A 12,683-nucleotide genomic window follows, 5' to 3' on the forward strand; every position below is an offset into this window, starting at 1 on the left:
GTTTGTTGGTTTGTCTGGTAACTTCCAATTTACCGAATGAGGAAAGGGTGAACAACCTATCGGAACACAACATCTAGAGCGCTTTATCTTTGAAAAAGATAAAACGCGAGGCGGCGGCACAGCCCGCCCGGCCCAAAGTGAGCGGAAAAACCGCGCTTTTTCCGCGAAACGCCAGGCCGTATGGTTTGAAACGCCAAGCGTTTCAAACGGAAAATGCTCTCGTTGACATGACGGCGGGCGGCAGGCCTTACCTGCCGCCCGCACATGTGTTGGCAGGCTAACGCTTTTCTGACGCCGCCCGAAGTATACCAGCCCTGTCCTCAACATCATACCAGCGGAACGAGCGGACGGGATACGCCCTTCCGCTGCCGCACAGGGAGTCAGCTCATGTCCGAACAGCAACAACACGACAACACCGCAAGTCGGCAAGCCCCCAGCAACAGCCGCCGCCGCTTCCTGCTGGGCCTCGTCGCCGCCGGCATGGCCTACACCGCCCCCACCCTGCTGGGGCTGGACGAGGCACGCGCCTATACCTACCATACCTACCGCAGTCCCCGCTCGCGCCATACCTACCACAGCCCCCGCTCACGGCATAGCTATTACGGTCACCCCTCCTACGGCGGCTACCACGGCGCGCCTGCTCCGGGCGGCTATCAGGGTCCCACGCGTGGGACCGGCGGCTACCAGGGAGGCACCGCGCCGGCGCACGGCGGCGGTTTCCGCACCAACTAGACCACGGAAGGATGGTCCATGTCGCCGGCGACCTGCAGGGACATCCATTTCCAGGGCATACCGGGGCCTGTGCGCCTGCTGCCCGGCGCGGCCGGCGGGACGCCGGCCCTGGAACGCCGGCTCCGCCGTGCGCTGGGCTGCTGGCCCCATGCCTGCCGCACGGCCACGCAAGAGACATCCCCAGTCTTTCTTGTGGAACCGCTGACGGACGGCGCCTTTCGCCTGCACGGGGCAAGCCCGGAAGCCACGGACTTCACGCCCTACCGCGCACAGGATGCCGTGGCCCGGCTGCGCCCGGGCTACAGCTTTGAACCCAGCCTGACCTGCCTGGCCAGCACGCTGGCGGTGGAGCTGGTCGCCGTGTATGAGGCCCATGTCGGCGACCGGATGGGCATCCATGCCGCGGCGGCCGTCCGCAACGGGCATACGCTCCTGTTTTGCGGCACGCACAGGGCGGGCAAGAGCGCGCTCCTGGCCCGCCTGCTGCTGGACGGCTGGCAGGGCCTTGGCGACGACATGCTGGCCCTGAGTCCGACCGGGGAAGTCTTCTCCTACGGCTTTGCCCCCCGGCTGCGGCTCCCGCTGCCCCCCTGCGGGCATCTGGCTCCGCTGACGGAGCCGGACTCGCCGTATGTCGCCTGCGGGGATGCGCACTATCTCTGCTGCGATCCCGCCAGCCTGCCCATGCTGCCGTGGGGGAGCCTGCTGCCGGTGGACGCCGTGGTCATCCTGGACAGGCTGGAAGATCCCTCCGCCGGCGGTTGCGGCCTCCTGCCGCAAGCCCGGCAGGACGATATGCGCGAGGTGCTGCTGCGCTTCCTCCTGCGGGACGGCCGGGCCGGCCTTGCCCTGAGCACCGCCTGCGACCTGCTGGAACGCGTGCCCTGCCGCCTGCTGCGTTACCGCACGCTGGACGAGGCCGCCGCCCTGCTGGACGGCTGGCTGGCCTCTCCCCTTTCCGCAAGCCCGGCTTCGCCTCCGCTCCCCGATCCCGGCCCGGCTGCCGGGCCCACTCCCCGTAAGGCCGCCGGCCCCGCGAGGACGAGTCCCAGGCCGCCGCGCCCCCTGCGCCGCCGCCCGCACGGCGGATACAGGCCCCCCTCCGCCCCCGCCAGGAGCTGGCGGCAACGCCCCGGCGTCATCTTCCGTCAGGACGAGGACGGGGGTTTCCTGGCGCGGGATGAGGAGACCGCCGGTCGGGACGGACGGGTCTTCCGGCTCAACGGCATGGGCTGCGCGCTCTGGCAGCTCTGGGAAGAGCCGGGCAACGATGCCGAGCTGGCCGGCCTGCTGGCCGAGGTCTTCCCGCAGGTCCCCCCTGAACGCATTCGCCGGGACGTGACGGCGCTACGGCAGCGCCTGTGCGCGGCCGGCTTCCTGGAAGAAGCGGACAGAGCCTGACGGCCGCTGTCCCGACACCCTGCCGCCCCGCGGGCCGCCGCCTCTCCCGTGCCGGAAAAGCTTTGACTTGTGGCTCTGGAGCAGGTATGTTGCCGCATTGCGTATGATGACCACGTCAAACTCACCTGCCCTGCCCCAGCTGCACGGCGTGCTGGTGCTCGACAAACCGTCCGGCCCCACTTCCGCCCGTTGCCTTTCGCTGCTCAAACGTCTGGGACAGAAAAAGATCGGCCATGCCGGCACCCTTGACCCGCTGGCCTCCGGCGTCCTGCTGGTGCTGCTCGGGCAGGGGACGAAGATCGCCTCGCATCTGCTGGCGGACGGCGGCAAGATCTACAGCGGCGTGCTGCGCCTCGGACAGGAAAGCGACACCTGGGACAGTCAGGGGCGGATCCTGCGCGAACTGCCGTGGCAGCAGGTGAGCGAAGCGGCTGTCCGCGCTGAAGTCGGCGCCTGGCGGGAACTGACGGAGCAGGAAGTGCCCGCATACTCCGCCGCCAAGCATGAAGGACAGCCCCTCTACAAGCTGGCGCGCAAAGGCCTCGAGACGCCGGTCAAGATCAAACGCATGGAGATTTCGCAGGCGGAAGTGCTGGAAATGGCCCTCCCGCTTGTACGCTTTCGGGTCACTTGCAGTTCCGGCACCTATATACGTTCCCTGGCCCACAGCTTGGGGAAACGACTTGGGTGCGGAGCCGTGCTCACGGAACTGACCCGGGAGTACAGCCACCCCTTCGGCCTGGATGCGGCCGTGTCGCTGGACGCCATCACGGCGGACCCGGCGTGCATGGTTCGTGGCCTGCGCCCCCTGGCGGAAGCCCTGCCCCACTGGCCGCGCGTGGAACTCACGCCGGACGAGGCGCGGCGCATCCGCAACGGGCAAACGGTCCCCTGCCGCGGCGGCGACAGCCGCGCCCTGCTCATGGAAGCGGGCTGCGAGCTGGCGCTCGCCGAACGCAAGGAAGGGCCGCAAGGCGTCTGCTGGGCCGTATTGCGGGGGCTCTGGAACTAAACCTCTTCCGTATAAGGAGAACTGCTGTGGTGATGGATGCCAATCAGAAAAAGGCCGTTATCGACGCTCACGCCAAACACGAAGGGGACACCGGCTCCCCCGAGGTGCAGGTGGCCCTGCTGACCGCCCGCATCGAAGGCCTGACGGGCCACTTCAAGGTGCACAAGAAGGACTTCCACTCCCGCACCGGCCTGCTCAAGCTGGTGGGTCAGCGCCGCAAGATCCTGAACTACCTCAAGAAGAAGGATATCCAGCGCTACCGTGCCCTCATCGAGAAGCTGGGGCTGCGCAAGTAATCCATTGTTTCGGAGGGGGGAGCCGCGCCGCGGCTCCCCCTGCCGCCTTTTGCGGCAGGAAAAAACGCCCCGCCGACGGGGCACAACGCAGGAAGGGGGGTCCGGGAAAAGCCGGCATATACGCATAAGGCCGGTTTTTGGCGGAATCCCCTTCATCAAGGAAATACCATGTCCGACATGTTCAATCCGACCCGCGTCACCGCCGTGGTCGGCGGCAAGGAAATCATTTTTGAAACGGGCCGTCTGGCCAATCAGGCTCATGGCGCCGTCTGGGTGCAGTGCGGCGGCACGGTGGTGCTGGTCACCGTCTGCTCCCAGCCGCTGGAGAACGACAAGGGCTTTTTCCCGCTGACCGTGGAGTATTCCGAAAAGATGTACGCCGCCGGGCGCATCCCCGGCAGCTTCTTCCGCCGCGAGATCGGCCGTCCCTCGGAGCGGGAAACGCTCGTCTCCCGCCTCATCGACCGCCCCATCCGTCCGCTCTTCCCCAAGGGCCTCAACGAGGATGTGCAGGTGCTGGCCAGCGTCATTTCCGCCGACCCGGAAAACGAGCCCGACGTGCTGGCGCTCACCGGCGCCTCGGCCGCCGTGCTGCTCTCGCCCCTGCCCTTCGAGGGCCCGGTGGCCGGGGGACGCATCGGCCGCATCGACGGGCAGTTCGTGCTCAACCCCACCTATGAAGAGCAGGAAAAGAGCGATCTGGACATCGTCTTTGCCGCCTCGGCCGACGCGCTGACCATGGTGGAAGGCGAAGCCCGCTTCGTGCCTGAAGACGTCATCATCGACGCGCTCGAATGGGGCCGCAAGGAGATCCAGCCCCTCATCGCCGCCCAGCTCAAGCTGCGCGAACTGGCGGGCAAGGAAAAGATGCCCTTCACCCCCCACGAGGACAATCCCGTGCTGGTGGCCCGCGTGGAAGAGCTCGCCCGTGAGGCCGGCATCGAGGCCGCCCTGCGCGTGCCGGACAAGATGGCCCGCAAGGACGCCCGCAAGGAAGTGAAGGACAAGGTCATGGAAGCCCTCAAGGCCGATCCGGCCTGGGCCGAGAGCGAAGAACTGCGCGAAGTGGGCGACATTCTCGGCGCGCTGGAAAAAACCATCGTGCGTGCGCGCATCGTCAATGAGGGCATCCGCATCGACGGCCGCGACACCAAGACGGTGCGCCCCATCCAGATCCAGACCGGCCTGCTGCCCCGGGCGCACGGTTCGGCCCTCTTCCGGCGCGGCGAGACCAAGTCCCTGGTGGTGACGACCCTGGGTTCGTCCACGGACGAACAGCGCATGGACGGCCTCAACGGCGACGTGACCAAGCGTTTCATGCTGCATTACAACTTCCCGCCCTTCAGCGTGGGCGAAGTCAAGCCCGTGCGCGTGTCCCGGCGTGAGATCGGCCACGGCGCGCTGGCCGAAAAATCCCTGCGGCCCGTCCTGCCCGCCGACGAGGATTTCCCCTTCACCCTGCGCGTGGTGGCCGAGACCGTGGAATCCAACGGCTCCTCCTCCATGGCGGCTGTCTGCGGCGGCTCGCTCTCGCTCATGGACGCGGGCGTGCCGGTGAGCGCCCCTGTGGCCGGCGTGGCCATGGGCCTCATCAAGGAAGGCGACAAGTTCATCGTGCTGACCGACATCCTCGGTGACGAGGACGCCCTCGGCGACATGGACTTCAAGATCGCCGGCACCGCCGAAGGCGTCACCGGCGTGCAGATGGACATCAAGATCACCGGCCTGACCACGGAGATCATGCGCCAGGCCATGCAGCAGGCCCACGAAGGCCGCCTGCACATCCTCGGCGAAATGGCCAAGGTCATCGCCGAGCCGCGCAAGGAGCTTTCCCGCTATGCGCCCCAGCATGCGGAACTCTACGTCAATCCCGACATCATTCGTCTGATCATCGGTCCCGGCGGCAAGAACATCAAGGCCATCACCACCGCCACCGGCGCGTCCGTGGACATCGAGGATTCCGGCCGCGTGTCCATCTTCGCCCCCACGGCCGACGCGCTGGACAAGGCGCGCGAAATGATCAGCTATTATGATCAGCGGCCGGAACTGGGCAAGAACTACACCGCCAAGGTCAAGAAGATCATGGAGATCGGCGCCATCGTGGAAGTGCTGCCCAATGTGGAAGCCCTCGTGCACGTTTCCCAGCTGGACGTGAACCGCGTGGAACAGCCCGGCGACGTCGCCCGTATCGGTGAAGACATGGTGGTCAAGGTCATCGAGATCAACGGCGACCGCATCCGCGCGAGCCGCAAGGCCGTCCTGCTGGAAGAGCAGGGCCACCCCTGGAACCCCGAGGAGACCGCCCGTCCGCAGCGCAGCCGCGGGGATCGGGGCGACCGCGGAGACCGGCACGGCCGGGGTGGTCGCGGCGACCGGGGCGACCGTGGGGATCGGCGCGGCCAGTAAGCCCATGAGCAGATAACGGCGCGGGATGGCAGGCCTGTCCCGCGCCCCTTTCGCTGAGGCGGAAAGAACGGGGAAATCTATGCCCAAGAAAAGCGAAAAAACAGAACAGCCCGTGGAAGAAAAGAAAAAGAAGGCTCCCAAGGCCGAAAAGGCCGACAAGGAAAAAAAGGCCGATAAGGACAAGAACGACAAGGCCGACAAGGGCAAGAAGGCCAAAAAGGCCGAGGCCGTCCTGTCGCCTGAAGCGGACTCCGCGAGCGCGGCGCAGGCCCCTCGCGCTCAGGCGGCGGACAGCCTGGAGCCCGTGGATGCCGAGCATCCCGAACTCACGCCGGAGCAGGTGCAGGCCATCGTCAGCGGGGCCAACCGCACCCATGCCGAAGGACTGGGCGACGCCTGGGCCGTCGTGCTGGGCCGCAATCCCGCGGCGCTCATGCCGCAGGTGGTGAGCACCGTCCTGCACGAGGGGGGGACCCGTCCCGCCTGGCAGTGGAAACGCGGCGGCAAGGAATACGTCCTCATGGCCTGGCCCCGGGAGGAATCCCTGCGGGCTTCGGTGCTCATGCGGGCCGATGAGGAAGGCGGACAACTCCGTCCCTGCGACGCCGTCCCGCTGCTGGAGGGCCAGCCCAACGACCTGACGGTGGAAAGCGTGCATCCCTGGGAAAGCGGCTCCGGCGCGGATGTGGCCGTTTCCATGATCGAGGGGAAAAACCCCATGTGGTTTTATGATCCCCTCTATATCCGGGACAAGGACGACCTCACCCCCGGCATCACGCACACCTTCACGCTGGCCGGTCTGTGCTTTGCCGTGCGCAAGGCCCTGCTGGACGACGTGACCATCACCCAGGGCCCCCAGTACGAGGCCTATGCCGCCGACTGGCTGGCCGCCCATCCCGACAAGGGACGGATGGACGTGCCGCCGCTCAAGGTCAGCATGAAGGGCCGCCGCATGATCATGCCGGGCCGCCGCTTCTGCGAGTACCAGATCCGTGCGGAAGTGGAAGAGGTACGACAGGGGACGCTGGAACAGATGCCCATCACGCTCATGTACCTCCGCTTCCCCTTCGATGAGCGGGAAGCCATGCTCCTGCCGGTCTATGCCTCCAAAATGGTGCTGAAGGAGTACGAGCCCAAGGCCGGAGACGAGATCGACGCCTATATCTGGCTGCAGGGACGTGTCATCGACTTTGATCCGCAAGCCCCCGATGCGGCGGAAGACGAGGCGCAGGACGCGCCCCGGCAATAGAGCGCGTTTCACCTTTGAAAAAGATGAAACGCAAGGCGGCGGCACAGCGCCGCCCGGCCGAACGTGAGCGGGAAAAGCGCGTTTTTTTCCGTGAAACGCCAGGCCGTATGGTGTGAAACGCAACGCGTTTCATACGGGAAATGCTCCAGATCACAAATGAAAACGGGCCATCAGTGATGATGGCCCGTTTTGTTTCAGCTCTGTGGACACGCTCGCGATGCAGGCTGAGGGAAAGCCCCTTTCGGGCGCTGCGGTGGAAGTTTTACTTGCTTGAACTGACTACGGTTGCCGTCAACGCGTCAATCTCAAAGCAGCCTGTCGCCCAAAAAGCTGTGCAGCACGCACAGGCAGAGCATGGCCAGGACGCCGGCCACCACGTCATCCAGCATCACCCCCCAGCCGCGGGGCAGCCAGTGTTCCGAAGCGCGGACAGGGCCGGGCTTGAGCATGTCGAAGATGCGGAAGAGGAGGAAAGCCAGAATGAGCAGCGGCCACGGAATCCGCTCCGCATCGTAGGCAAAGGGCAGGAGCACCAGCCATACCCCCACCAGCTCGTCGATGACCACCTCGCCGGGATCGCTGCGCCCCAGCAACACTTCCGCGCGGGACGCGGCAAGGCTCCCCAGCACGAACAGGATGAGCAGCAGCAAGATGCGCCCCCACGGCGAGAGGGGCAAAAAGAGCCACGGCGCCAGCAGGCAGGCGACCGCCGTACCGCAGGTCCCCGGCATGATGGGCGAAAGCCCGGCTTTCCACAGACGGCAAAATCCCAGAATGAGCCATTGCGGCATACGTTTTTCCTCCTGTGCGGATTCGAGAAGGGGAAGGACGGACGGTGCGGCCTCTCCCGTCGGGCAGAGGGGGCATCTTACGGAAAAAACCGCAGCGCGTCGAGCGCGGCACGGCCGCCGCCCCGGCGGCCATTGCCAGCCGCCGCATTTTCCCGTATAAAACTGGCCGAGGGTGCGACATGGGCAGATATCAATGTGAAATGTTCGGGCGGTTCATCTACGGGGATATCCTGACCTACGAGGAACTTCAGGACGTGGAAGCGCTGTTCGTCCCCCGTCTGGATGAGCTGCTGCAGCAGGCGGGCGCCGCGCATGTGGACTTCACGCCCACGGGCGACATCCTTCTGGTGCAGTGCGTCTTTGAGGCGCAAAAATCCTACATTTTCCGCAAGCTGGCGCAGGAACTGGCGGCCTTGCTGCCGCAGGCCGTGCGCGGCAATCTTCTCTTCCTCAAGAAAGATCTGTCCGCACAGCATCTCTACTGGCTGGAAGCAGGCTGCTGGCGCGAAGAAGAGCGGCTGCTGCCGGAAAGCGTCCCGGCGGATCTGCCTGTCCGGCAGGTGACGTCCGCGCCGCTGTGGCCGCTCCCCGAGCCGGAAGAGAACGTTCAGGAAGCGGAGGATGACGCGACCGCGACGGAAGCGCGGCCCGAGGCGGGGAAAGCGACGGACGCCGCCGAATAAGCCCATATTTTACTGAAACATGCCCGGATGGTGGAATTGGTAGACACAAGGGACTTAAAATCCCTCGGCCTCAGGCTGTGCCGGTTCAAGCCCGGCTCCGGGTACCACTCTCCTGATGCGTCTCCGGCGTTTTCCCATACGGCACTCATGCGTGCATGACGCATTGCTGTTGCGTTCCTGATACGCTCCCTCCCTCTGCGAAAAAACGTCTGCGGCAACAGTCGCTTGTGGATGCTGTCGCCTGCTTTCGCCCTTCCCGCCCCACGCCGTGCCCTTCCATTCCGCTTCCGACCTGTGTTCCTGCCGCCGCAGGAGGACGGCAGCGCCCCTTGACAGCCCTCCGAATGCTCAAATACAAAAAAAGAGACTGGCCGTCTCCCTGCCTGAAGCGGACGCATCCTCCGGGGATGCCCCTGCGGGGCCGGGAGAGGCGCTTACCGCCAAGACTGGCGCGCAGCAAGGAGAGCTCATGATCGGCGTAGATATGAAGGGACTCATCGAAAAGTGCAACGGCTTTTGCACGCAGGCCTTGCACACCGCTGCGGGGTACGCCGTCAACCACGAACATTATGAGGTCACCTTCGAGCACTTCCTGCTGGCCTGCCTCGAAGAGGAACACGGCGACGCCCCCCTGCTGCTGAGCCGCTCCGGCTGCGACATCGCGCCGTTGCGGCGCGAGCTGCAGCGCAGCCTTTCCCTGCTGCGCAGCGGCAATACGGGGCGTCCGGTCTTTTCGCCCACTCTGCAGGACGTGCTGGAAGCCGGCTGGCTGGTCTCGTCCGTGGATCTGGGGGCCGCGGGCCTGCGCTCCGGCGGCGTGCTGCTGGCCTTCCTGCGCCGCCCGGGCTTCTATGCGCAGGGGGACTATCCCGCCCTGCTGCGTTCCCTCGACAGCGAAACGCTGCTGCGCGATTTCGCCCGCCTGACCGAAGGCACCTGCGAGACGGACGTCCTGCCGTCGGCCGAAGCCGCGGACATCGCCGCCGGGCAGGCCGGACACGCCGGACAGGGCGGCGAGAGCTTCCTTGCCCGTTTCTGCGAGGACTTTACCGAGAAGGCCCGCGCCGGCAAGCTCGATCCGGTTTTCGGACGGGATCAGGAGATCCGGCAGATGGTGGACATCCTGGCCCGCCGCCGCAAGAACAATCCCATCCTCGTGGGGGAACCCGGCGTAGGCAAGACGGCGGTCATGGAGGGCCTTGCCCTGCGCATCAGCGAGGGCGACGTGCCGGAGACCCTGCGGGGGACCACTCTGCTCAGTCTGGACATGGGCCTGCTTGAGGCCGGAGCCTCGGTCAAGGGCGAATTCGAACGCCGTCTCAAGGGCGTCCTGGACGAGATCAAGGCCTCGGAAAAGTCCATCATCCTCTTCATCGACGAAGCCCATCTGCTGGTGGGCGCGGGCAACGGCGCCGGCGGTTCGGATGCGGCCAATCTCATGAAACCCGCCCTGGCCCGTGGCGAGATCCGCACCTGCGCCGCCACCACCTGGAAGGAATACAAGAAATATTTTGAAAAGGATGCCGCCCTGGCCCGCCGCTTCCAGCTCGTCCGCCTGGACGAGCCGTCGGTGGAGACCACGGGGCTCATCCTGCGCGGCCTGCGCGCCGGCTATGAGGCCGCGCACAAGGTACTCGTGCGGGACGAGGCCCTGCAGGCGGCGGCCGACTACGCCGGACGCTACATCAGCGGCCGCTTCCTGCCCGACAAGGCCGTCGACCTGCTGGACACGGCCTGCGCCCGCGTCAAGGTCTCTCAGGTGGCCAAGCCCGGCGCGCTGGAAGATGCGGAGCGCCGCGCGCAGGCCTGCCGCCGCCAGCTCGACGCGCTGGAACGCGACGCCGCCGAGGGGGCGGATGTGGATGAAGGCCGCTGCGCCGCGCTGCGCGAGGCCATGACGGCGGCCCATGCCGAAGCCGAGACCCTGAAAGCCCGCTGGGAAGAGGAAAAGGCGCTGGCCCAGGCGGTGCTGGATGCCCGCGCGGCGCTGGCCGCCGCCCGAACCGCCGCCCAGACCGTCGCTCAGGACGCCGAAGAGACGACGGAGCCTGACGCCGCCGTATCGTCCGCCGGGGAGGCCCTGCGAGCAGCCCGCGAGGCGCTGGCCGCCCGTCAGGCCGGGACGCCGCTGGTCAGCGTGGAAGTGACGGCCGATGTGGTGGCGCAGGTGGTTTCCGACTGGACGGGCATCCCCGTGGGCAAGGTGGCCCGGGATCAGGCCGGGCAGATCGCCGGACTCGCACAGACGCTGGCCGCCCGCATCCGGGGACAGGACATGGCCCTGCGCGCCGTGGTGGAGGGCATACAGGCCGGCAAGGCCGGCCTGCGCGCGCCGGAGCAGCCGTTGGGCGTCTTCCTGCTGGTGGGGCCTTCCGGCGTGGGCAAGACGGAGACCGGTCTTGCGCTGGCCGACGCCCTCTTCGGGGACGAGCGTTCGGTCATCACCATCAATATGAGCGAATTTCAGGAAAAGCACACCGTTTCCCGGCTCATCGGCTCGCCGCCCGGCTATGTGGGCTACGGTGAAGGCGGCCTCCTGACCGAGGCCGTGCGCCGCCGTCCCTATGCCGTGGTGCTGCTGGACGAGGTGGAAAAGGCGCATCCCGACGTCATGCAGCTCTTTTATCAGGTATTCGACAAGGGCACGCTCACCGACGGCGAAGGGACGGAAGTCAGCTTCCGCAATACGGTCATCATGTTGACCTCCAACCTCGGCTCGGAGATCACCCAGGCGCTCTGCGAAGGAAACGATACGCCCTCCGCCGAGACCGTGGCCGCCGCCCTGCGGCCGCTGCTCTCCTCGCACTTCCAGCCCGCGCTGCTGGCCCGCATGCATGTGGTGCCCTATCTGAATCTGGGAGAAGAGATGCTGGCCTCCATCGCCGGGCTCAAGCTGGATGCGCTGGCCCGCAGGCTGGCGGCCAACAACGGCATGCGCTGCACCTGGAGCGACGGCGTGCCCCAGTGGCTGGCCTCACGCTGTACGGAGACCGAGACCGGCGCGCGCAACATCGACTACGTCCTTGCGGGGACAGTCCTGCCCGACCTGGCCCGCCGCATCCTTTCCCACATGGCCGGGGATTGCCCGCCGCAGGGCGTCCATCTGGACATCAGGGACAATGCGCTCGTCATGGATTTTGACGGCGCAGCTCCGGAGCGCACGGCATGAGCAGACGTCCCTCCCTTCTCCTGACCCTGCTTGAAGAGAACGAAGCCCTTGCCCGCGCGCTGGGCGGGGAGATATCCCGCCTCGGCGCCGACTGTCAGGCGCATTTCCTGACGGGCATGGCCGACGCGCAGGCACTGGCCCCGCTGGTGGCGGAGGTCTGCCGCCCCGACTGCGGGGCATGGCTCATCGCCGGCAACGCGCAGTCCTTCGCCCGCAAGGACATCCTGCGGGGGCTGGCGCTCACGGCGCTGGCCGTGCAGCATGCGCGACGGCAGGAGGCGGGGCGGGCGCTCCCCATCCTGCTGGCCCCTTCCGGCGGCGAGCTGCCGCCGTTGCCGCTTCCGCTGGCCGATGCGGACGTGGTCAGCAAAAATATCGGGGCCAGGGCCATCGCCCGTCTGCATACGCCGGGCACACTTGCCGCGCCGCCCTACCGCCTTGCCGTCCATGCCCGCCCCGGCCTCGGCCTCTGGCTGGAATGCGGCCCGGCACATGACCCGTGGGAGGGCGTGCTGCTGGGGACCTGCGGCTGCGCGCCCGACGCGCATGGCGTGGGACAGGCCGGGACCATCCCCCAGCGTTGCACCCTGCATCACCCCCTGCGCGGACTGCGGCTCACGGCGAATGGACAGGAATTCACCGCCTGGGGGACGGGCAACCGTCTGACGCCGGCCGACAGCTATTTCGTCCGTCTGGACGGTCTGCCCGATGCGCTGGTCTTCGGCCCGCTCCCCGACGGCGACGCGGCGGACCTCTTCGTGCTGCCGCTTTGCTAGGGCCTGTTGACGCTATTCGCTATTTGTTGGGGGGAAGGGGAAACCCTCGCCCTGCTGTCGATGCCTGTAAGGCTCCTGCGTCGCCTGACAGGCACGGCCCTGCGGGCCGCCTTTCGGTCGCCGCCGGCGCGGGAGGGCCCAGCCTTTTCGGCGCGGAGCGAGAAAAGG

General features: G+C 66.8%; 10 protein-coding genes and 1 tRNA gene. 10 read left to right on the top strand and 1 reads right to left on the bottom strand.

The genetic code is table 11. From position 1 onward, the window contains the following. The first annotated feature begins 387 nt into the window (after positions 1-387). The 6 genes from Q0K12_RS00840 (at position 388) to Q0K12_RS00865 (ending at position 7,096) form a co-directional block, all read left to right on the top strand. Positions 388-732 (top strand): hypothetical protein, encoded by a 345-nt coding sequence (locus Q0K12_RS00840; RefSeq protein ID WP_297259541.1) that lies wholly within the window; start codon positions 388-390, stop codon positions 730-732. 18 nt (positions 733-750) lie between these two features. Beyond that, on the top strand, positions 751-2,133 hold the full coding sequence (locus Q0K12_RS00845; protein WP_297259543.1) for a PqqD family protein: 1,383 nt from the start codon (positions 751-753) through the stop codon (positions 2,131-2,133). A 103-nt stretch (positions 2,134-2,236) separates the two neighbouring features. Then, the gene (truB, locus tag Q0K12_RS00850; protein WP_297259545.1) at positions 2,237-3,145 is read left to right on the top strand and encodes a tRNA pseudouridine(55) synthase TruB; all 909 of its coding nucleotides are present in this window, start codon (positions 2,237-2,239) and stop codon (positions 3,143-3,145) included. A gap of 32 nt (positions 3,146-3,177) precedes the next feature. Beyond that, the gene (gene rpsO / locus Q0K12_RS00855) at positions 3,178-3,441 is read left to right on the top strand and encodes a 30S ribosomal protein S15 (RefSeq protein WP_296304391.1); all 264 of its coding nucleotides are present in this window, start codon (positions 3,178-3,180) and stop codon (positions 3,439-3,441) included. 168 nt (positions 3,442-3,609) lie between these two features. Continuing rightward, the gene (gene pnp, locus Q0K12_RS00860; RefSeq protein ID WP_297259547.1) at positions 3,610-5,847 is read left to right on the top strand and encodes a polyribonucleotide nucleotidyltransferase; all 2,238 of its coding nucleotides are present in this window, start codon (positions 3,610-3,612) and stop codon (positions 5,845-5,847) included. 79 nt (positions 5,848-5,926) lie between these two features. After that, on the top strand, positions 5,927-7,096 hold the full coding sequence (locus Q0K12_RS00865) for a hypothetical protein (protein ID WP_297259549.1): 1,170 nt from the start codon (positions 5,927-5,929) through the stop codon (positions 7,094-7,096). Between the two features lie 305 nt (positions 7,097-7,401). Here the strand turns inward: Q0K12_RS00865 and Q0K12_RS00870 are convergent, their stop codons facing one another. After that, entirely contained in the window at positions 7,402-7,887 is a 486-nt protein-coding gene (locus Q0K12_RS00870; RefSeq protein ID WP_297259551.1) for a phosphatidylglycerophosphatase A, read from the bottom strand. Between the two features lie 179 nt (positions 7,888-8,066). Between Q0K12_RS00870 and Q0K12_RS00875 the strand changes: the two genes are divergently transcribed. The 4 genes from Q0K12_RS00875 (at position 8,067) to Q0K12_RS00890 (ending at position 12,515) form a co-directional block, all read left to right on the top strand. Further along, positions 8,067-8,570 (top strand): hypothetical protein, encoded by a 504-nt coding sequence (locus Q0K12_RS00875; RefSeq protein ID WP_297259553.1) that lies wholly within the window; start codon positions 8,067-8,069, stop codon positions 8,568-8,570. 21 nt (positions 8,571-8,591) lie between these two features. Beyond that, positions 8,592-8,677 (top strand) — tRNA-Leu (locus tag Q0K12_RS00880). A gap of 362 nt (positions 8,678-9,039) precedes the next feature. After that, positions 9,040-11,739, top strand: coding sequence for a type VI secretion system ATPase TssH (tssH, locus tag Q0K12_RS00885; RefSeq protein ID WP_297259555.1), 2,700 nt, complete (start codon positions 9,040-9,042; stop codon positions 11,737-11,739). Beyond that, on the top strand, positions 11,736-12,515 hold the full coding sequence (locus Q0K12_RS00890) for a hypothetical protein (protein WP_297259557.1): 780 nt from the start codon (positions 11,736-11,738) through the stop codon (positions 12,513-12,515). The genes tssH and Q0K12_RS00890 overlap by 4 nt, the downstream gene beginning before the upstream one ends. Positions 12,516-12,683 lie beyond the last annotated feature (168 nt).

Source organism: uncultured Desulfovibrio sp. (genome assembly GCF_944324525.1).
Taxonomy (GTDB): Bacteria; Desulfobacterota; Desulfovibrionia; order Desulfovibrionales; family Desulfovibrionaceae; genus Desulfovibrio.

Bases quoted from the DNA above. Each gene is read 5' to 3' on its own strand.
- Q0K12_RS00840 (WP_297259541.1), top strand. From the start codon at position 388: ATGTCCGAACAGCAACAACACGACAACACCGCAAGTCGGCAAGCCCCC.
- Q0K12_RS00845 (WP_297259543.1), top strand. From the start codon at position 751: ATGTCGCCGGCGACCTGCAGGGACATCCATTTCCAGGGCATACCGGGG.
- truB (WP_297259545.1), top strand. From the start codon at position 2,237: ATGATGACCACGTCAAACTCACCTGCCCTGCCCCAGCTGCACGGCGTG.
- rpsO (WP_296304391.1), top strand. From the start codon at position 3,178: ATGGATGCCAATCAGAAAAAGGCCGTTATCGACGCTCACGCCAAACAC.
- pnp (WP_297259547.1), top strand. From the start codon at position 3,610: ATGTCCGACATGTTCAATCCGACCCGCGTCACCGCCGTGGTCGGCGGC.
- Q0K12_RS00865 (WP_297259549.1), top strand. From the start codon at position 5,927: ATGCCCAAGAAAAGCGAAAAAACAGAACAGCCCGTGGAAGAAAAGAAA.
- Q0K12_RS00870 (WP_297259551.1), bottom strand. From the start codon at position 7,887: ATGCCGCAATGGCTCATTCTGGGATTTTGCCGTCTGTGGAAAGCCGGG.
- Q0K12_RS00875 (WP_297259553.1), top strand. From the start codon at position 8,067: ATGGGCAGATATCAATGTGAAATGTTCGGGCGGTTCATCTACGGGGAT.
- tssH (WP_297259555.1), top strand. From the start codon at position 9,040: ATGATCGGCGTAGATATGAAGGGACTCATCGAAAAGTGCAACGGCTTT.
- Q0K12_RS00890 (WP_297259557.1), top strand. From the start codon at position 11,736: ATGAGCAGACGTCCCTCCCTTCTCCTGACCCTGCTTGAAGAGAACGAA.